The organism is Duganella sp. CY15W (genome assembly GCF_009857555.1).
Lineage (GTDB): Bacteria > Pseudomonadota > Gammaproteobacteria > Burkholderiales > Burkholderiaceae_D > Rugamonas > Rugamonas sacchari.
This window is the reverse complement of the sequence record NZ_WWCQ01000006.1, coordinates 273,123-292,564: the sequence shown is the minus strand read 5'-3', so window position 1 is coordinate 292,564 and position 19,442 is coordinate 273,123. Positions and strand designations below refer to the sequence as shown.

Below are 19,442 nucleotides of genomic sequence, written 5' to 3'. Positions count from 1 at the left end.
TGCAACCTTGTCCATAAGCTTAGATGAAGCACGTTCCGGTACACGTCTCCCTGATCACCGTCATTGAAATCGTGGCGATACTGGTGGGCGCGCTATCGGGCTTCGTGGAAGCGCGCCGCAAACGCATGGACATTGTGGGGGTGTTCACGGTGGCCTTCATTGCCGCGTTTGGCGGCGGCACGCTGCGCGACATCCTGCTCGACAAGCGCCCGCTGTTCTGGGTGATGCACCAGGAATATGCGATCCTGATCTTCGTGCTGGCCCTGCTGGCCACGCCGCTGATGCGGACCGTGAAGCAGATCATTTCCGAACGCGTGATTGTGGTGGCCGACGCCATCGGCCTCGGCCTGTTTGCCGTGGCCGGCGCCTCGCAGGCGCTGGCGGCCAATATGCCGATCTTCATCGCCTCCATGATGGGCGTGATTACCGGCATCTTTGGCGGCGTACTGCGCGACATCGTGTGCAACGAAGTGCCGATGGTGTTCCGCGATGGCAAACCCTACGCCATCTGCGCCTTCTTTGGCGCGTGGATGTACATTGGCCTGCAATATACCGACGTCTCCGACGACTTCGCCCTCTGGACCAGCGCCACCTCCATCACGCTGCTGCGGCTGCTGACCTGGAAATTCGACATGCACATCCACTATCACAAGCAGCCATGAACCAGCCGGATTTATTGGGCCGCTACCGGGGAGCCTTGCTCGGCCTGGCTTGCGGTGATGCCGTTGGCACCACGGTAGAGTTTTCCCCTCGCGGCAGCTTCGCCCCTGTCACCGGCATGGCTGGTGGCGGCCCCTTCGGGTTGAAGCCCGGACAGTGGACCGACGACACCTCGATGGCGCTCTGCCTGGCAGAAAGCCTGCTGACCCACAATGCCTTCGATCCGGCGGATCAGATGGTCCGTTATGCAAACTGGTGGCAATGGGGCTATCTCAGCTCGACGGGCGACTGCTTTGACATCGGCGGAACCGTACGCATCGCGCTTGAGAATTTTCTGGCGACCGGCCAGCCCTATAGCGGCTCAACCGCACCGGCCACTGCCGGCAATGGCTCATTGATGCGCTTGGCGCCAGTCGTGCTGTTTGCCTACCCTGATGTCGATGCCACGCTGCGCTACGCCGCCGACAGCTCGCGCACCACCCACGGCGCGCCGGAGGCCGTGGAAAGCTGCCAGTTGCTTGCCGCCCTGCTGCACCACATACTGGCGGGGTCGCCCAAAGAACAGTTACTGGAGCGCGTCCGGTACACGCCGTCCGAACCCAAAGTGACAGAACTCGCGAGTGGCGCCTTCCTGGCCAAAACCGAACAACACATCCGCGGCACGGGGTATTGCGTACAGTCCCTGGAAGCCGCACTGTGGTGCTTCTTCACCACCGGCAGTTTTGAGGCGGCGGTACTGCGCGCCGCCAATCTGGGCGAAGACGCTGATACCACTGCTGCAATTGCCGGCCAGCTTGCTGGCGCGTACTACGGCATCGAGGCAATCCCGCCAAGCTGGCTGGCGCCACTCGCGATGCGGGAAGAAATCGACGACATGGCCACCCGATTGCTCAAGCAGGCTTAATCGGGCGAATTCTCCACCAACGCTTTCAACCGGCCCAGGCGGCGTTCCCACTCCTGGCCGATGCGCGCCAGCGCGTGCTGTGCTTCGGCGATGGCATCCGGCTCCAGCTGCCACAGGCGTTCGCGCCCCTGCTTGAGGTCACCCACCACACCCGCATCGGCCAGCACCTGCAGATGCTTGGTGACGGCCTGCCGGCTGATGTCGGTGCCGGCTGTGAGCTGGGCAATGGAAAACGCCCCGCCCGCGCACAGCACGGCAACCAGCTTCAGCCGCGTCGGATCGCCCAGCGCGGCAAACACGGTCGCCAGCTTTTCAGGAACCAGATTTTTATTGGGTGACATAGCGCTCGATATTCCGCAACTGGCCTTCCCAGCCCTTGCTGTTCATGTGGAACGCATCGGCACGGCGATGCGCTGGTACTTTGTCAAAGCCGGATTCAACCACCGTCAGCAAGGTGGCGCCATCACCGCTGGGCTGCAGCGTAAACGTCACCAGCGTGCATTCCTCGCCCGAGTAATCCACTTCGGCGTCAATCGCGTAGGGATGCCAGCGGTAGGACAGGAGCGATGGCGCCTCCATGCGTTCTACCCAGGCGTTGAAGATGACGTGCTCAAAGCCAGCAATGGTGATCGGCCCGCGCGCATGATGGCCAGGCGAGAACTGCTCGCCCTCCAGCTTGACGCCAAACCAGGCGCCGAACTCTTGCGGCGTCGATAGCGCACGCCAGACGCGCTCGGCCGATGCGTTGATGAGGATGCTGCGCTCGATCTGGTCGGTATTGGATGCCTGATTCATGCTGATGCCTCCGCAGTGGCAAGTGGATAGGGCGCGCCGCGGCCCGTGACGGCATATTGTCGCAGGCTTTCCAGATATTGGTGCCAACCTTGTTCGCACATGGCATAGCAGGACAGTGCCGGCGTCAGGCCCAGGTGTTCGAAATCGAGACGCGTGCCCTGCCCTGCGCGCTGCAGCTGGAAAACCGGTTCGGTGCCCACCCACTCATCCGTGCAACGCGCCTCGCCGGGCGTGGACGAGCACAGCCAGCGCACCTCGCGCTCCGGCTGCGCGGACGTAACGCAGAAGTCCTTGTGGACCTGGCCGAAGCGCATGTGGATGGTGTCGCCGTCGCTGTCGCAGTCCTCGCTCCACCAGCCGCGCAGGCCATGCAGCGTGGTCAGCGCGGCATAGACTGCGGCGGGCGTGGCGTCGATCAGAATGGAATGCTGGAAATGCTGCATGATGATCTCCTCACGGTTAAGAGCAACCAAATGGTTGCGAGATCATCTTAGGCCCAAAAACAGAAAAGAGCAACCAAATTGTTGCTCTTCTCGTTTTCAGTCCGGCACGCTGCCGTTGGCCGGCACGCCGTAGCGGTCGGCCTGCACCGGGCCGCTGACGCCGTGCGTACGGACATCGGCAGTAATCGGCAGCATGTCCTTGTTCCAGGCTTCCCACTGCGACTTGAGCTGGGCAAACACGTCCGGATGGCGTTTGGCCAGGTTGGCCCGCTCGCGCTGGTCCTTGACGACATCGAACAGGAACTCGTTCTTGCCGATCTTGAGGTACTTCCAGTTGCCCGAGCGGATCGCGCGCTGCGCATTGGCCTTGTAGCGCCACAGCAGCGTGCGTTCATTGTTCTGCGACTGGCCCAGCAGTACCGGCAGCAGGTTCTGGCCATCTGCGGGGTACGCCGGATCGGGTGCGCCGCCCGCCGCCGCCAGCAGGGTCGGCAGCCAGTCCATGCTGATCGCCACCTGCTCGCTGACCTGCCCCGCTTTGACTTTCGCCGGCCAGCGCAGGATGGCAGGCACGCGGATGCCGCCTTCCAGCAGCTCGGTCTTCTGCCCCGTCAGCGGCCAGGTTTTCGAGAAGCGCTCGCCGCCGTTATCGCTGGTGAAGATGACGATGGTGTTGTCGGCCAGCCCCTTCTGCTCCAGCGCTTGCAGTACGCGGCCGATCGACGCGTCCAGCGATTCCACCATGCGGCCGTAGGTGGCCAGGTCGCCGCCGTCGTAGTGGAAGATGTTGTCGATGTCGCGTGAAATCGCCTCATCGCCCGGGCCTTCCCACGGCCAGTGCGGCGCCGTGTAATGCAGCGACAGCAGGAACGGTTTGCCGCTCTGCTGCTTGTTGACGAAATCGACCGCGCGCGCCCCCAGCAAGTCCGTGTAGTAGCCGATCTGATGCACCGGCACTTCGCCTTCGTACAAATCTTCCTTCACTTGCGGCCCGACGCCCGGCTTGTGCGTGAAGTAGTCGATGGCGCCGCCGTAGTTGCCGAAGAAGCTGTCATAGCCGCTTTTCAGCGGGCCAAAGGTCGGCAAGTAGCCCAGGTGCCACTTGCCGATCAGCGCCGTGCCGTAGCCCTGCTTTTTCAGCAGCGACGGCAGGGTCGGATGCGACGGCGGCAGACCGATGGTGTCGGACGCGCCTGCAATCGGCTCTTCCAGGCCGCCGCGCAGCCGGTACTGATAGCGGCCGGTAATCAGCGCAAAGCGCGTGGCCGAACACACGGCCGAGTTGGCATACGCCTGCGTGAAGCGCACGCCTTGCGCGGCCAGCTTGTCCAGGTTGGGCGTCCTGAAGTCGGTCTGGCCGTAGACGCCGAGGTCGGCGTGACCCAGGTCATCGGCCAGAATGAAGATGATGTTGGGCTGATCCTTGCCGGCCGCCAGCGCGGATGGCAGCTGGCTTGCCAGCGCCAGCGCGGGCAGTGATTTGAGGACGCGGCGGCGGGTGATATTGGTCATGCTCTGAGTCTCCAGTTTAGAAATCGGCGCGCGCGGTCACGCCCAGCTGGCGCGGCGTGCCGATCACGCTGTTATACGCAGCCGGCGAGGTATTCCACAGGCTGGTGTAGTAATGCTTGTCAAACACATTCTTGGCCCACAGCGACAGATCCCACTTGGTTGAGCCACGCTTGATCTTCACGCCTGCCGACAGATTGGTCAGGCTGTAGGCCGGAATGCGTGCGTACTCGGAGGCGTCCAGCGTACCGTAAGTGCTGCTGCGGTAGGCATAGTTGATATTGCCATAGGCTTCGGCGTTATCGGCCACGGCGTGTGCATAGGCGGCATTCAGATTGCCAATCCAGCGCGGCGCGTTGACCAGCGCCGCACGGCCCGACAGGTCGCAGTAAGTGGCATTGATCTCCACCGGGCATGGTGCGTTTTTGTACTCCTTGTACTTGACGTCATTGAAGGAGCCGTTCGCGCCCAGCGTGAAGCCGCGCGCCACCACCAGGCTGGCATCCAGCTCAACGCCACGGCTGCGCACCGTGCCGGCATTGGTCAAATACTGCGTGCTGCTGACACGGTCGAAGGCATTGCTCTGATAGCCTTTCACGTCATTCCAGAACAGGCTGGCATTGACCTGCGCGCGGCGCTCCAGCAGATTGCTCTTGATGCCGAGCTCAAAGTTGTTGGCCTTCTCGTTATTGACCTTGAGCGAAGAGACACCGGCCGCGCCAGGCACCGACAGGTTGATGCCGCCCGATTTTTCGCCGTGCGAAATGCTGCCGAACGCCAGCACGTCGCTATCGACCTTGTACGCCAGCGTCAGCAAGGCGGATGGGCTGAGATTGCTCAGGTGGACTTCGCCGGAATCAAACGCACCGTAGCGCGCGGTACGCACCGCGAGCGCGGCGCCAGTCACCGCCGGGCCGACCGGTGCATCACGCCGCACGGTTGCGAGCTTGTCTTCGTAAGTGGCGCGCAGGCCGCCGGTCAGGTCCCACTTCGGATCGATGTGCCAGATGGTCTGGGCGAACAAGGCATAGCTGTTGACGCGCAAGTGGCCGTAAGTATTACTGACGACATTGTTCCAGGCGCCAATCGGCGTCGCGTTAAATTTGTCCGCCAGCGGGCCGTTCACGAAGAAGTTGATGTTGTCCAGGTTCTGATAGTAGTAGTACGCGCCGTAGACCGACTCAACGTCGCGGCCCAGCGGCGTCGCCAGGCGCAGCTCTTGTGTGAACTGGCGGTGGCGCGCGGAAGCGCCGACATTCAGCAGGATGGGCACGTCCAGGCCATCATCGTTGTGCGGCGTGAAGTTCCAGAAACGGTAGGCGCTGATCGAGGTGAACTTGTAGTCGTTATCCAGTTTCCAGTTGACCTCGCCCGACACGCCGCCCTGGTGCACGTCCACATGCGAGCCGGAATCCAGATTCACCTGGCGCAACGTCGGATCGGTAACGGGATGCGCGCCGACCGCGGCCGCCTGCGTCAGGAACTTGCCGCTCGGGCCTGCGTTGAAAAACACCAGCGTGCCGTTGTTGGAATCCTCGACGTTGTAGTCGGCAATCAGGCGTGCGCTGAGTTTGTTGTCCGGTTCCAGCAGCACCTGGCCGCGCACGCCCGAGCGGTCGCCGCCCTGCACCTTGCTGCCGTTGTAGAGGTTGGTGATGTAGCCGTCTTCATGCGTCTTGTAGGCCGACAGGCGGCCAGCAGCGGTGTCGGAGAACGCGCCCGACACCACGGCCTTGCCCTGAACATAGCCTTCCTGTCCAACCGATAGCGAAGCGCTGTTTTCGCTGCGGAAGGTTGGCTGCTTGGTCGTGATGTTGAGTACGCCGGCCGTGGTGTTCTTGCCGAACAGCGTGCCCTGCGGACCACGCAGCAGCTCCAGCTGCTGGATGTCCAGCGCATCAAACGCGGCCATGCCGGGACGGGCCAGATAGACGTTATCAAGATACAGGCCGACACTACCTTCCAGGCCGTCGCTGGCCGGGTTGTTCCCCAAGCCGCGCACGGCAAAGCTGATCTGGCGCGCATGCACATAGTTGACTGTGGTACTCGGCAGCAGCTGTTGCAGATCCTGCACGCGGTAGACGCGGTTGTCTTCCAGCGCTTTGCTGTCCAGCACGCTCATGGTGGTGGGTACGCTTTGCGAGGTTTCGTTGCGGCGACGCGTGGACACGGTCACGCTGGCAATCACCTGCGAGACATCCGCCCCGGCCGCAGCCGTGCCATCGGCGGCAGCGCCGGCCTCAACGGCATTGGCCGCCGTATCGGAAATGGCGGCAACAGCCAGCGCAGCCGCCTGGGCCTGCGCTTCCGGCGCATAGGTGAACACAAATCCATAAGCCGCGGCAATGGCGACGGCGAGTTTTTTCTGTTGCATGTTCGAGCTTTCTGCAAAAAACGGGCGTGAACAGCCCCGCACGCCGGCAGGCTGCCGGCGCGTTGTCATTATAGGAAGTAGTGAGGTTTAGTGGGACGCGACGCGGAACTTGCCTGGCTCCGGCGGGGTCACCGCCTTTTCAGAGCGTGGCGTGCCTTCCGGCACCCAGTTGTACGGCACCGGTTGGGCGCGGTACAGCCAATTGCTCAGCACTGGCTTGCCCGCACCCGCCACGGGTGTCGGCGCAAAGTAAGGGCTGATGTATTCCCAGGCGATGTCGCCTTTCGACGTCACCTGGAAGATGCGGCCATTCATGCCTTCATCGATAAGCGTATTGCCATTCGGCAGACGGCGCGCGCTGCTGATGAAGGAGCTGTAGAAACTCCACTCCGGCCCATTCGAATCACCGCCCGTATATTCCCAGACGATCTGCTTCTTGATGGGATCGATCTCCAGCACGCGCGAACGCGGCTGCACGCCCACGCTGACGCGCGGATAGCCGGCCTCGCCCTGGTTATCGAACACCAGGATATGACCCGCGCCCGGCAGGCCCGGCTCGATCAAATGGGCATCGTGCTGGCCGACGATCTGGTCCACCGGGCGTGGCAGCACGCGCGGGCCGCGCACCTGCGCCGGATAGTCCGGCCCCAGATTCCACACCACCTTGCCAGTGTGCTTGTCGATGATGACGATGAAATTGGCCTCGCGCGAATCGATCAGGATATTATCCGGATGGAAGCGCTGGTCGCCGGCGTCGTACCACTTGTTCGGTCCCAACACCGACATGTTATTGATGTGCAGGTAGTCAAACGGCGCACCTGGGCCGCGCGGCGACAGGCCATCCTTGACCAGCTTCAGCGACGCTGCCGAGAAACCGAATTCCGCCAGGTGCTCCGAGGCAGTCCATTTCCACACCACATCGCCCTGCTTGTTGACCTCATAGATCACATCATCGAGCACCTGCGGCGCCTTGAAGCCGGCCACCGGCTGCACCAGATTGGCCAGCACCAGCGTATTACCGTTCTTCAGGCGGCGCCAGTCATGATGCTGCTTGGCGCTGCCGCCGGGCACTTGCGCATTGCTCTTGCCCTCCACTGGCGCCGCATACGCATCTTGCGCACTGGCCGCCGCGCCCCACTGCCACACCACATTGCTATTCCAGTCCAGTTCACCAATCGCCTGATTGCGCAAACCATTGCCTTCGTTGGCCGTGCCGGGCGCGCTGGCCAGCTGCACCAGCACATTGCCGCGCTGGCCGCCGGTCAGCGCCGGATCGAGCAGCACCGGCGGGAAGCCTTCCGCATTCCAGCTGTGCACCTCGTTGCCGTTCATGTCGATGAGATGGGTTTTCTTGTCCTGCCCGCTGAAGATCACGTAGCTGTTGTAGGCGGTGGCCGTATCGTAGCGGGTCACGCCGGTGGGATACACGCTGGGCGCAGCGCCCAGATTGGCCGCAACAGACAGCAGGGACAGTGCGACGATTTTATAGGTATGGTTGGTCATGACACATGGCTCTCAGGGGTGGACAGTGTGTCTATATTACTAATCACCCTAGAAATCCCGAACTAATATAACCAATCAACGATATACAAAAAATACCTTAAACGGTGCGGGCTAAAAAAAATGCCGGCTAAGCCGGCATTCCGAATAAGACGGGAACTGCTTACACCGCGTCGGCGCCGGTCTCGCCGGTACGGATACGGATCACCTGCTCAACGTTCTGCACAAAGATTTTGCCGTCGCCGATCTTGCCGGTGCGCGCGGCCTTGATGATGGCGTCCACCACCTGCTCGGCCACGCCGTCATCCACCACCACTTCGACTTTTACTTTCGGCAGGAAGTCAACGACGTATTCAGCGCCGCGATACAGTTCAGTATGGCCCTTCTGGCGGCCGAAGCCTTTTACCTCGGTGACGGTCAGACCGGTCACGTTGACCTCTGCCAGCGCCTCGCGCACCTCGTCCAGTTTGAACGGCTTGATCACAGCGGTAATCTGTTTCATGACTTCTCCTTATATTTAAATCGAAAATCTATGTGCAGCGTATACTTTGCTTCTATTGTAATCGACAGGCGCGCGCTGTCCATTCACATACTCGTATTCTTTACTACTGCACCGGAATGGCGCGCAGTTCCTCCATCCATACAACGCTTTGGGCATCACTTGGTGCACGCCAGTCACCACGCGGCGACAGCGAACCACCGCTGCCCACCTTCGGTGCGTTCGGCACGCAGCTGCGCTTGAACTGGCTGGTGCGGAAGAAGCGGTCCAGGAAAATGCCCAGGTTCTTCTTGATCGCGGACAGGTCATACTGGTTGCGCGTGACGTGATCGCCGTCCGGCCAGCGGCCCTGCTCCTTGTCCTGCCATGCGGTATGCGACAGGAAGGCGACCTTGGATGGGTTGAAACCAAAGCGCAGCACGTAGTACAGATTGAAGTCCTGCAGCTCGTAAGGACCGATGGTGCTTTCGGTGCGCTGCTCCGGCTGGCCGTCCGCGGTACCGGGCACCAGCTCCGGGCTGATCTCGGTGCCGAGGATATCCAGCAGCACCTGCGCGTCGCTGCGGCCGATGACGCCGGACTCGGCCACCCAGCGCACCAGGTGCGAGATCAGCGTCTTCGGCACGCTGGCATTGACGTTGTAGTGCGACATATGATCGCCCACGCCGTAAGTGCACCAGCCCAGCGCCAGCTCGCTCAGGTCGCCCGTGCCGATGACCAGCGCGGCGTTGTGGTTCGCCAGGCGGAACAGGTGGTTGGTGCGCTCGCCGGCCTGCACGTTTTCAAACGTGATGTCGTACTGCTCCTTGCCTTCCGAGTACGGATGACCCAGATCCTTGAGCATCTGGACGCAGCTTGGGCGGATGTCGATTTCCTGCGAGGTGCAGCCGACCAGTTTCATGAGCGCGTGCGCCTGCTTCAGCGTGCGCTCGCTGGTGGCAAAACCCGGCATGGTGTAAGCGAGGATATTGGTGCGCGGCAGTTTGAGCTTGTCCATCACGCGCGCACACACCAGCAGCGCGTGCGTCGAGTCCAGGCCACCGGAGACGCCGATCACCACCTTTTTCAAGCCACTCGTGGTCAGGCGCTGCGCCAGCGCCTGCACCTGGATGTTGTAGACCTCGTTGCAGCGCTCATCGCGGCGGCGCGCATCGGCCGGCACGTAAGGGAAGCGTTCGACGCAGCGCTTCAGCGCCAGCGGCTGCTCGCGTTCAATCTCCAGATGGAAGAACACAGTGCGGAACTTGCCCACTTCCGCCGCGTGGCGCTGCACCGATTGCGCAAAGGTATTCATGCGCATGCGCTCGCGCGACAGGCGCTCGAGGTCGATGTCGGCAAAGGTCAGCGTCGGCTCGTCGCTGAAGCGTTTGGCTTCGGCCAGCAGCTCGCCGTTTTCGCAGATGACGCCCTGCCCATCCCACGCCAGGTCGGTGGTCGATTCGCCGCCGCCGGCCGAGGTGTACAGATACGCGGCCAGGCAGCGCGCTGATTGCTGCGACACCAGCTGGTTGCGGTAGCCGGCCTTGCCGACCAGCGCATTCGAGGCCGACAGGTTGACCAGCACGGTCGCGCCCGCCAAGGCGGCAAACGACGATGGCGGAATCGGCACCCACACGTCTTCGCAAATTTCGACATGGAATTTGAACAGCGGCATATCGGCCACTTCAAACAGCAGGCCGGAGCCGAACTGCACGCGCTCACCAAGCAGATCGATTTCGGTGGCGACCGCATAATCGCCGCTGCTGAACTGGCGCACATCATAGAACTCGCCATAGTTGGGCAAATAGCTCTTCGGCACCACGCCCTGGATCTGGCCATTGGCAATCACCACCGCGCAGTTGTACAGCTGGTGTTCAACGCGCAGCGGCGCACCCACCACCACCGCCATCTTCCATTCCGTCGAGGCATCCAGAATCGCCGCCAGGCCATCGAGCACGCCATCCAGCAAGGCGCGCTGATGGAACAGGTCATCGCAGGTATAGGCCGACAGGCCCAGTTCGGGAAACGCCACCAGCGCCGCGCCTTGCGCAGCGGCCTGCTGGGCCAGCTGGATGGTCTGTTCGGCGTTGTAGGCTGGATCGGCAATACGGCACACGGGCGCGGCAATGGCAACGCGGGCGAAATCGTGCGTGTACAGATTGAAGAAGTTGGAAGCCATGTCAGGTCTTTCGGCGTAGGCAAAATCAAATTATCGCACGGGCAAAGCTTGGCCGCATGCGCTAGACTGGCACATCATTCAGCAGGGAGGCAGTGTGGCAGAGGCAGAGTTTTCAGTGATCGACTCATTGGCGGAGATCGAACCGGCACAGTGGCAGGCGCTGGCGGGCGACAATCCCACGCTCAGCTACACCTTCCTGCACGCCCTGCACGAGACTGCATGCGCGGCGCCGCGCACCGGCTGGTCGCCACGCTACCTGGTCCTGCACCGCGACGGTGTACTGTGTGCGGCCATGCCGCTCTACCTCAAGGACCACAGCCGCGGCGAATATGTGTTTGACCACGCCTGGGCCGACGCCTTCCATCGCCACGGCGTGCCCTACTATCCGAAACTGCTGTCGGCCGTGCCGTTCACCCCGGTGACCGGCAGCCGCCTGCTGGCGCGCAGCGCCGAAGACCGCGCATTGCTGGCGCGCGCGGCGGTGCAGGTAGCGCAGCAGCTGGAGACGTCCTCGCTACACATCCTGTTCCCCGACGAGCAAGACAAGCAGGCGCTGGAAGATGTCGGCTATATGCTGCGCGAAGGCGTACAGTTCCATTGGGAGAATCAGGGCTACGCGGATTTCGACACTTTCCTCGCCAGCATGAAGATGGAGAAGCGCAAGAAGATCCGCCAGGACCGCCGCCGCGTGCAGGACGCCGGCATCCACTTCGAGCATCTGGCCGGCAGCGCGATTACGGACGAGGTGCTACGTTTCTTCTACCAGTGCTACGTCTCGACCTACGAAGCGCACTATTCCCACCCTTACCTGTCGCTGGCGTTCTTCCAGCGCCTGCTGGCGCAAGCGCCGGACAGCCTGATGATCGTGCTGGCCCGGCGCGGCGACGAACCGGTGGCGGTGGCGCTGAATCTGGTGGGCGGCAACGTGATGTACGGCCGCTACTGGGGCACGCAGGCCTTCATCTCCGGCCTGCATTTTGAAACCTGCTACGTGCAGTCGATTGAATACTGCATCCAGCACGGCATCGCCCGCTTTGAAGGCGGTGCGCAAGGCGTGCACAAAATGTCGCGCGGGCTGGTGCCGACGCCGACCTGGTCCGCCCACTGGGTAGCCGACGACCGTTTTGCCGAGGCCATCGGCAACTTCCTGGCCCAGGAAACCGCCGCCATGGACGAGTATATCGACGAGTTGTCTGACCACATTCCTTTCAAAGCCGGATAAACTTCATCAGGGAAACCCGTACGAGGTTACAATAGAGGCCGTAAGCCTACTATTAGTTTTCGGGGAGTGTGGCAAAAACAGTATGAATGCAGATTTTATAAAACAGCGTAACCGCTTTAAATCCGCCACCATGAAGCGGATCGATGTCAGCGACGAGTCGTACACCAACGTGACCAACATCCTGGCAACCATCGCCAAACCATTCCATGTACGCAAGGGGGAATACCTGCAGCGCGCCGGCGTGCCGGCCACGCAAGTGCATTGGCTGGCCAGCGGCGTGGCCCGCAGCGGCTTCTTCAACCGCGATGGCGTGGAAATGACCCTGCGCTTCTACCGCGAGGGCGAGTCAGCCACGACCCTGACCGATCTGATCAACGGTGAAACCGGCCAGGCGGCCGTGCAGTTCCTGATTGCCGAGACGCCTATCCACGGCTTTACCCTGGACTGGAAACTGGCGTGCGAGCTGCGCGCGCAGCATGAGGTGATGCAGCACTACCACCTGAACATCGCCATGGCAGGCTTGCAGTCGCTGGCGCAACGCGCCTACAACTGCGGCGAAACGTCGGCGCAGGAAAGGCTGGCAGCCTTCCGTGAAGAGTATCCGGGTCTGGAAGCGCGCATTTCGCAGCGCGCGATTGCTTCGTACCTGGGCATTACGCCGCAGTACATGTCGCGCCTGCGCCGTGAGGCCGAAGCAGAGGCGACGGCGGGCGAAGCGCGGCGGGCATAAAACCAGCCCTGTGGGCCGCAGCGCTTAAGAGCGCGGCATGGCCACAGGGCTTTTTTCTTACTTGGCGACGTCTTTTTCGTAGTTGGCGACGCCAGCCAGGATTTCCTGCTTGGCTTCTTCAGGACCGTACCAGCCGTCGATCTTGACCCATTTGCCTTTTTCCAGATCTTTATAGTGCTCGAAGAAGTGCTGGATCTGGCGCAGGCGCAGTTCGTTCAGGTCTTCCGGCTTCTGCCAGTGGCTGTAGATCGACAGTACTTTGTCGACTGGCACGGCCAGCACTTTGGCGTCTTCACCGGATTCATCGGTCATTTTCAGCACGCCGATTGGACGGCAGCGCACCACCACGCCTGGGATCAGCGGGAATGGGGTAATGACCAGCACGTCAACCGGATCACCGTCCAGCGACAGGGTGTTCGGCACGTAGCCGTAGTTGCATGGGTAATGCATCGCGGTACCCATGAAACGGTCGACGAAGATCGCGCCGGATTCCTTGTCTACTTCATACTTGATCGGATCGGCGTTCATCGGGATTTCGATGATGACGTTGAAATCGTTCGGCAGATCTTTGCCGGAGGACACTTTGTTCAAGCTCATGGGATTTCCTTATATGACGGCTGTGTTTAACCGCAATATTATAGCGAAGTCAGGGCCGCTTGTGCGGCGCAACACCATTGAACATTTGTTATGATGGAGCCTGTTCTTATTCGGAATGTGAATGATGATTTTCCGCCAACTGTTCGATCCAAGCTCCTCCACCTATACCTACCTGCTGGGTGACAGCGGCGAAGCCGTGCTGATCGACCCGGTCTACGAGCAAGTGCCGCGCGATCTGGCGCTGTTGCAGGAGCTGGGACTCAAGCTGGTGTCCAGCTTGGACACCCACGTCCACGCCGACCACGTTACGGGCGCCTGGCGCCTGCGCCAGCGCTGCGGCAGTGCGATTGCCCTGTCCGAAGCGGCGGGTGCGGCCGAGGTCGATAAACCGCTGCGCCATGGCGACCGTATCCACTTTGGCCAGCGCTATCTGGCTGTGCGCGCCACGCCGGGCCATACCAGCGGCTGCCTGACCTATGTGCTGGATGACGACAGCATGGCGTTCACCGGCGACAGCCTGCTGATCCGCGGCTGCGGCCGTACCGATTTCCAGCAAGGCAGTCCGCAGCAGCTGTTCGCATCGGTGCATGAACAGATCCTGACGCTGCCGCCCTCATGTTTGCTGTATCCGGCCCACGACTACCGCGGCATCACCGTCACCAGTGTGGCCGAAGAGCGCCGCTACAATCCGCGCCTTGGCGGCGATGTGGATGTCGGCGACTTCACCGGCCATATGAACAACCTCAACCTGCCGCATCCCAAACAGATGGCGGTGGCCGTGCCGGCCAATCTGCGCTGCGGCAAGCCGGAGGGCGACGCGCCGACCGATACGCCAGACTGGGCGCCGCTGACCCTGCGCTTTAGCGGCGTGTGGGAAATCGAGCCGATGGGCTTGCTGGAGCAGCAGAAAAATGTGCAGATCGTCGATGTGCGCGAAGCGCCCGAGTTTATCGACCGCCTGGGCCATCTGCACGGCGCCACGCTGGTGCCGCTGTCGCAGCTGACGGAGCGCATGGCCGAGCTCGACCGCGAGCGTCCGATTGTGGCCGTGTGCCGTTCCGGCGTCCGTTCCGCTCAGGCGAGCGTGCTGCTGACCAAGGCCGGCTTCGGCAAAGTCGCCAACCTGGCCGGCGGCATGCTGCGCTGGAAAATCGAAGGCTACCCGGTCGAATCCGACCCCGCCTGAGCCGCCTCAACAGCGCGGCGCGCAGACCTCCCTAGACTGGAGGTTTCGCGCCCGCACCGAGGCCCGCTCATGATTACCTCAAACAACAAATGGCTGATTCACACACTGCTTGTCGGCCTCATTCCCGTGCTAACCAGGCTACTGACGTGGGCTACTGCATCGAGTAATGTTGATCCCCTCGCAGCTGCCGACTTTATTACACTTGGGCTAATTGTTCACATTTCCATAATTAATGAGATGGAGCACGTGCTCGTCTCGGAGCCAGCATTCAAAGCGCTACTGAATGGCCTCTCGATGCTATTCATTACTTTATATGGCACGCTTTACGCCGTCTCTGCATTGGGTGAGCATCATCGGGAACTAATTAACATAACTTACGTCTTATATGGAAGCCTAGGTTTTTGTATTACCTCCACAACGCTTGGCTTGGTGCTGTTCCAACGATACGCAAACCGGAGTTTGCAATGAAACCCCTGGATATTTTTGTTTTAATTATCACTGCAGTTGGCATGCTCATCGGCTTAGGGGCAGCATTATGGATACACCTGGATACACAGAAAAAGTACCCGGACAAGAAAAATGGCCGGTAGAGACCGGCCATTCGTTTAGAGGATCGTCGCCAGTGCGCACTGGCGGTAGTGGTTGGCAGCTTCTTCTTCCTGCCCCAGCGCTTCATGCATCTGCGCCAGTTTGAGGTGGGACTCACGCACCATGCGGGGATCGGAAGCGTCCGACAAGGCCTGCTCCAGATGGCGCTGGGCCTTGCCCCACAGTTTCTGCTTCAGGCACAGCGAACCCAGCGTCAACGCCAGCTCGGCATCGGTCGGACGCGCATGCGCCCAGTTCTCGCAATGCTCAATCTGCATCAGCAACGCCGCCGAACCGGCTGGCGCGGCCGCTTCACGGTAGGCGCGGATCACGCGATCATCCCAGTCCGCCGCCAGCGATTCTTCCGCTACCAGGCGCGCCTCGTCATGCAGGCCACGCGCGTTGAGCGCGCTGGCGGCACGGCAAGCCACATACGGCTTGATGCGGTCGGCATTCGGCACCGTCGACCATACGCGCATCAGCGATTCCGCATCATGGCTGGCATCGGCCAGCAGATCGTCATACGCCAGCTCGCGCAGGCGCGACGACAGCGCCGGATGCAGCGCACGGTGCTTGTCCAGCGAACGTACCAGACGCAGCACTTCCGGCCAGTTTTTGGCCTGCTGCTGCGCCTTCAGCGACATCTGCAGCGCATGAATATGGCGCGTGCCGCTGGCGTTCAATTCACGCACCGCTTCCAGCGCCAGTTCCGGCTGATGGTCGTCGACCAGCAGTTCCGTCATGGTCATCAGGCGCGCGGTCTTGAGCGTATTGTCGTCGACCAGCTTGTTGAGCCAGTTGTCACGGCGGGCCGACTGGCGCATGCGGTGCGCCGCACGGGCGCCGATCAGCGCTGCCACGCCCGCATTTTCCGGCAGTTCGGAAGCCCGCAGCGCGGCCTTCTCGGCATGGCCGAAGCGGCCTTCAAACAGCGCCTTGAGCGCTTCGCGCAAGCCCTTGTTGCCGTCGCGCTCGCGCTTTTGCTGGCGGTAGGCGGCCACCTTGCCCGGCATCTTGACCGTCGCGCGGAAGGCGCGGATCAGGATGTAGAGCACGGCAAACGCGGCCACTTCCAGCACCACGAAGAAGTTCAGCGACAGGTCGATACGGTGCGGCGGATAAAACAGCACCACGTTGCCCGGATTAAAACGCGCCGTCACGGCAATGCCGATGGCGGCGGCCATCATGGCGACGAGCCAGAGGAATAAACGCATGGTTATGGCTTCGCTTTGTAGTTACGCACCGCGTTCAGGCTGTCCGACAGGGTCGGCATCTCGATCGCGAGATTGCTGCTTTGTACCTGGCGCAGCAGTCCCTGCACGGTCTGGGTGGAACGGGCGCGCGTGTCGAAGTACTTGGTCAACGCTTCCTGCGCCGCGATCAGGTCGGCACGGAAAGCGCCTTCATTACGCGACAGCAGCGCCATGCGTGCATTCAGCAGACGCAGCTTCAGATTCTCGCGCAGGAAGTAGGCCTGGGTCGGCGACAGCATCAGCGCATCCGGCGTTTCCACATTGCGCACGCGGATCAGCTGGCGCACATCGGTCCACATCTCGCTGCTCCAGCCATTCCAGCCATCCTGCAGCGCTTGCAGCCACGGGCTGGTGGTCTCTTCCACCTTGACCGGCTTGCCATCCTTGCCGTGCACGATCTTGGTCTTGACCTTTTTCTCAGGCGGCGCCGGCAGCGTCGGCTTCTCGTCCGACAGCATCGGCAGCGTATCGATTTGGGCAATCGCGTTATCCAGACGCAGCGCCACGCCCACCGAATCCACGCTCGGCAGCGCCTTGAGCTTGTCGGTATCGCGCGCAATCGCACGGCGGATGGTGATGAATTGCGGCTTGTCCGAACGCGACAGGCTGCGGTCCGCATTCTGCAGCGCGATCAGCGCGCCCGGCACGTTGCCGGCCAGCTGCAGCTGCTGCGACGCAGTCGACAGCACTTGCTCGATCTCGGTCAGCGCCCATTCGTCACGGTTTTTGGACAGGTCCTGATACAGCTGTTCCAGCGCCAGTTGCTGGCTCTGCGCTTCCAGCTGCTTGCTTTCCAGCAGGGCGACCTTGCCTTGCAGCTCCTTGGTACTTTCCTGCACATTGCGCACCAGGTTGCCGGTATCGGCGTTGGAGGCGTCGCCTTTTTGCAGGCGCAGGGCCATTTCTTCACGCAGCTTGTTGACGCGCGCGTGCGACGACCAGGTCTGGCCAGCCAGCAGAATGGTAAGCACCACGATCCCCACCAGCAGCATTTGCGGCTGTTGCAGGGTGTCGAGCAGACTCGGTTCTGGCTGGGCCGATGGCGGCGCAGGCGGCGGAGTCTCGGCGGCTTTGGCGGTCGAGACCGCTGGATCAGGTAAGGTAGGCAAATCGTTCATAGGCATGATTGTAACGCGGCCAGCAGGCGTTCGTCGCCTGATCCGGTGAGCGTCAGCTTGGAAAATCCTAAATTATTTGCCGTTTCGGCAATACGGGTATGTGGCACAATCAGGTGCTGATGTTGCATCGCTACAACGCTATTGTGCTGCATTGCGTCAGGGTGTTGCAAGTCCATTTGCTGCAGGAGACCGACCAGACCGCGCAAGGCCTCGGAACTGGTGATGATCCAGTCGTTTTGCTGCGCCAGCAAACGGCGCAGCGTGGCCGCCAGGCCAGGCGTCAATACTGGCACCGAACGGCGGTAGGCGGGCACCACCTCCACCAGCGCGCCGGCCTGGCGCAGGCCATCGCCCATGAGCTCGCGGCCGCTTTCGCCACGGATGATGAGCACGGGTTTGCCTTGCAGCGCGGCCAGGTCCAGCGTCTGCAGCAAATGTTCAGAATCGCTGTGGGCGCTGTCGGCCGGGCTGACGATGTCGGCGACGCCGTGCGCTGCCAGTGCCGCGCGGCTGCCCTCGCCCACCACGGCTGCGGTCACGCCGGCCGGCCAGTGCCGGATATGCGCAAACGCCGCATCCACCGCATTGGGCGACACAAACGCCACCAGCGCATAGTCATGCAGCCGCGCCAGCGCCGCCTGCAGCGCGGTCTGGTCAGGCAGCGGTGCAATTTCCAGCAACGGCAGCACCTCCACCGTACGGCCCAGCGCGCTCACGCGGGCCGCCAGCGGCGCGGCTTGCGCCAGGGGACGGGTGATGACGACGGCGCCGGTCATCCGCACATCAGGCGTTGCCAGGCGGCTTGGCCGCATCGGCTGCCAGCTCGGCGGAGCGGGCATCGTCGTCCGCCTGCGCCGCTTCGCTGAGGCAGGCCGACAGAATCCCAACCGCATCCTGCGCGCGCAGCAGTTCGGCCACCTGCAGGCCCAGTGCTTCCGCGCTCTCGGCCGGACCACGCGCTTCGGCGCTGATCATGCGCTGGCCATCCGGCGTGGCCACCATGGCGCGCAGATGCATCTGGTCGCCGGTGATGGTCGCATACGAAGCCAGCGGCACCTGGCAGCTGCCGCCAAACACTTGCGACACCTTGCGCTCGGCAATCGACACCAGCGCGCTTGGCGTGTGGTGCAGCGGCGCCAGGATCGACACCAGGTCCAGGCCGTCGTCACGCAGCGGCACTTCCAGCGCCAGCGTGCCCTGGCCAGGCGCCGGCAGGCTGACGTCCGCATCCAGCAGCGAGCGGATGCGCGCCGCCAGGCCCAGGCGCTTGAGGCCGGCTGCCGCCAGGATGATCGCGGCATACTCGCCACGGTCCAGCTTGCCCAGACGGGTATCGAGGTTGCCACGCAGCGGTTTGATCACCAGTTGCGGGTAGCGCGCGGCGATCAGCGCCTGGCGGCGCAGGCTGCTGGTGCCGACAATCGCGCCGGCCGGCAGCGCGTCCAGCGACGCGTAATCATTGGAGACAAAGGCGTCGCGCGCATCTTCGCGCTCCAGCACGGCTGCCATCAGGAAGCCTTCCGGCAGCTCCATCGGCATGTCCTTGAGGCAGTGCACGGCCAGGTCGGCGCGGCCTTCGGCCATCGCCACTTCAAGTTCTTTAACAAACAGACCCTTGCCGCCGACCTTGGACAGGGTGCGGTCCAGAATCTGGTCGCCGCGCGTCGTCATGCCGACAATTTTGACATCGCACTGCGGATATAATATTGTCAAGCGTTCGCGTACGTGCTCGGCCTGCCACATGGCAAGACGGCTCTCACGGGATGCGATCACTAATCTGGACGGGGGATTCTGAGGTTGTGGCAAACCCAATTCGGATGTTTTCAAAACCAGTTCTTTCGCTGTAGCTGACGCTAACCGGCGCAAGCCAGTAACACGCGCGTGTTTAAGATCACAAATTTTAGCA

At 62.1% G+C, this 19,442-nt stretch carries 19 protein-coding genes; 6 read left to right on the top strand and 13 right to left on the bottom strand.

The annotated features are described in order from the left end of the window. Positions 1–23: 23 nt before the first annotated feature. Both GTP58_RS26135 and GTP58_RS26130 read left to right on the top strand, forming a co-directional pair. Positions 24–662 carry a trimeric intracellular cation channel family protein gene (locus tag GTP58_RS26135; RefSeq protein WP_072786499.1) on the top strand — a complete coding sequence of 213 codons (639 nt, stop codon included), beginning with the start codon at positions 24–26 and terminating at the stop codon, positions 660–662. After that, entirely contained in the window at positions 659–1,564 is a 906-nt protein-coding gene (locus GTP58_RS26130; protein WP_161079947.1) for an ADP-ribosylglycohydrolase family protein, read from the top strand. Before GTP58_RS26135 ends, GTP58_RS26130 begins: the two co-directional genes overlap by 4 nt. Here GTP58_RS26130 and GTP58_RS26125 read toward each other — a convergent pair. The 8 genes from GTP58_RS26125 to GTP58_RS26090 all read right to left on the bottom strand — a co-directional run bounded on the left by GTP58_RS26125 (position 1,561) and on the right by GTP58_RS26090 (position 10,842). Then, a complete protein-coding gene (locus GTP58_RS26125) occupies positions 1,561–1,905 on the bottom strand; it encodes a helix-turn-helix transcriptional regulator (protein ID WP_161079946.1) in 345 nt (114 codons plus the stop codon). The two genes, GTP58_RS26130 and GTP58_RS26125, sit on opposite strands and share 4 nt — an antisense overlap. Continuing rightward, entirely contained in the window at positions 1,892–2,359 is a 468-nt protein-coding gene (locus GTP58_RS26120; protein ID WP_161079945.1) for an SRPBCC family protein, read from the bottom strand. Before GTP58_RS26120 ends, GTP58_RS26125 begins: the two co-directional genes overlap by 14 nt. Continuing rightward, complete coding sequence (locus GTP58_RS26115; RefSeq protein WP_161079944.1) at positions 2,356–2,802, bottom strand: SRPBCC domain-containing protein; 447 nt, start codon at positions 2,800–2,802, stop codon at positions 2,356–2,358. Before GTP58_RS26115 ends, GTP58_RS26120 begins: the two co-directional genes overlap by 4 nt. A 96-nt stretch (positions 2,803–2,898) precedes the next feature. Beyond that, complete coding sequence (locus GTP58_RS26110) at positions 2,899–4,314, bottom strand: sulfatase (protein WP_229215753.1); 1,416 nt, start codon at positions 4,312–4,314, stop codon at positions 2,899–2,901. 16 nt (positions 4,315–4,330) lie between these two features. Beyond that, positions 4,331–6,685: a TonB-dependent receptor gene (locus GTP58_RS26105; RefSeq protein ID WP_161079943.1), complete on the bottom strand. Its 2,355-nt coding sequence runs from the start codon at positions 6,683–6,685 to the stop codon at positions 4,331–4,333. A gap of 87 nt (positions 6,686–6,772) precedes the next feature. Continuing rightward, positions 6,773–8,188 (bottom strand): aryl-sulfate sulfotransferase, encoded by a 1,416-nt coding sequence (locus GTP58_RS26100; RefSeq protein WP_161079942.1) that lies wholly within the window; start codon positions 8,186–8,188, stop codon positions 6,773–6,775. A 160-nt stretch (positions 8,189–8,348) separates the two neighbouring features. Then, positions 8,349–8,687, bottom strand: a complete 339-nt coding sequence (locus tag GTP58_RS26095; RefSeq protein ID WP_008447011.1) for a P-II family nitrogen regulator — start codon at positions 8,685–8,687, stop codon at positions 8,349–8,351. 103 nt (positions 8,688–8,790) lie between these two features. Further along, positions 8,791–10,842: an NAD(+) synthase gene (locus GTP58_RS26090; RefSeq protein WP_161079941.1), complete on the bottom strand. Its 2,052-nt coding sequence runs from the start codon at positions 10,840–10,842 to the stop codon at positions 8,791–8,793. Positions 10,843–10,936: 94 nt separating this feature from the next. Between GTP58_RS26090 and GTP58_RS26085 the strand changes: the two genes are divergently transcribed. Further along, a complete protein-coding gene (locus tag GTP58_RS26085) occupies positions 10,937–12,064 on the top strand; it encodes a GNAT family N-acetyltransferase (RefSeq protein WP_161079940.1) in 1,128 nt (375 codons plus the stop codon). Between the two features lie 130 nt (positions 12,065–12,194). Further along, positions 12,195–12,794, top strand: coding sequence for a Crp/Fnr family transcriptional regulator (locus tag GTP58_RS26080; RefSeq protein ID WP_161079939.1), 600 nt, complete (start codon positions 12,195–12,197; stop codon positions 12,792–12,794). 57 nt (positions 12,795–12,851) lie between these two features. On the opposite strand, the gene ppa is transcribed toward GTP58_RS26080, so the two are convergent. Then, entirely contained in the window at positions 12,852–13,391 is a 540-nt protein-coding gene (gene ppa / locus GTP58_RS26075) for an inorganic diphosphatase (RefSeq protein ID WP_072786485.1), read from the bottom strand. 124 nt (positions 13,392–13,515) lie between these two features. Here ppa and GTP58_RS26070 point away from each other — a divergent pair, with 124 nt between their 5' ends. Then, positions 13,516–14,577, top strand: coding sequence for an MBL fold metallo-hydrolase (locus tag GTP58_RS26070; RefSeq protein WP_161080091.1), 1,062 nt, complete (start codon positions 13,516–13,518; stop codon positions 14,575–14,577). A gap of 464 nt (positions 14,578–15,041) precedes the next feature. After that, a complete protein-coding gene (locus GTP58_RS31655; RefSeq protein WP_255490753.1) occupies positions 15,042–15,167 on the top strand; it encodes a hypothetical protein in 126 nt (41 codons plus the stop codon). Positions 15,168–15,182: 15 nt separating this feature from the next. Here the strand turns inward: GTP58_RS31655 and GTP58_RS26065 are convergent, their stop codons facing one another. Genes GTP58_RS26065 through hemC form a run of 4 tightly spaced genes read right to left on the bottom strand, consistent with a single transcriptional unit; the run spans position 15,183 to position 19,363 of the window. Beyond that, positions 15,183–16,379: a heme biosynthesis protein HemY gene (locus GTP58_RS26065; RefSeq protein ID WP_161079938.1), complete on the bottom strand. Its 1,197-nt coding sequence runs from the start codon at positions 16,377–16,379 to the stop codon at positions 15,183–15,185. Positions 16,380–16,381: 2 nt separating this feature from the next. Continuing rightward, positions 16,382–17,536 carry a uroporphyrinogen-III C-methyltransferase gene (locus tag GTP58_RS26060; RefSeq protein WP_161079937.1) on the bottom strand — a complete coding sequence of 385 codons (1,155 nt, stop codon included), beginning with the start codon at positions 17,534–17,536 and terminating at the stop codon, positions 16,382–16,384. Continuing rightward, positions 17,533–18,312 (bottom strand): uroporphyrinogen-III synthase, encoded by a 780-nt coding sequence (locus GTP58_RS26055; RefSeq protein WP_161080090.1) that lies wholly within the window; start codon positions 18,310–18,312, stop codon positions 17,533–17,535. The genes GTP58_RS26060 and GTP58_RS26055 overlap by 4 nt, the downstream gene beginning before the upstream one ends. 7 nt (positions 18,313–18,319) lie before the next feature. Then, positions 18,320–19,363 (bottom strand): hydroxymethylbilane synthase, encoded by a 1,044-nt coding sequence (gene hemC, locus GTP58_RS26050; protein WP_255490752.1) that lies wholly within the window; start codon positions 19,361–19,363, stop codon positions 18,320–18,322. Positions 19,364–19,442 lie beyond the last annotated feature (79 nt).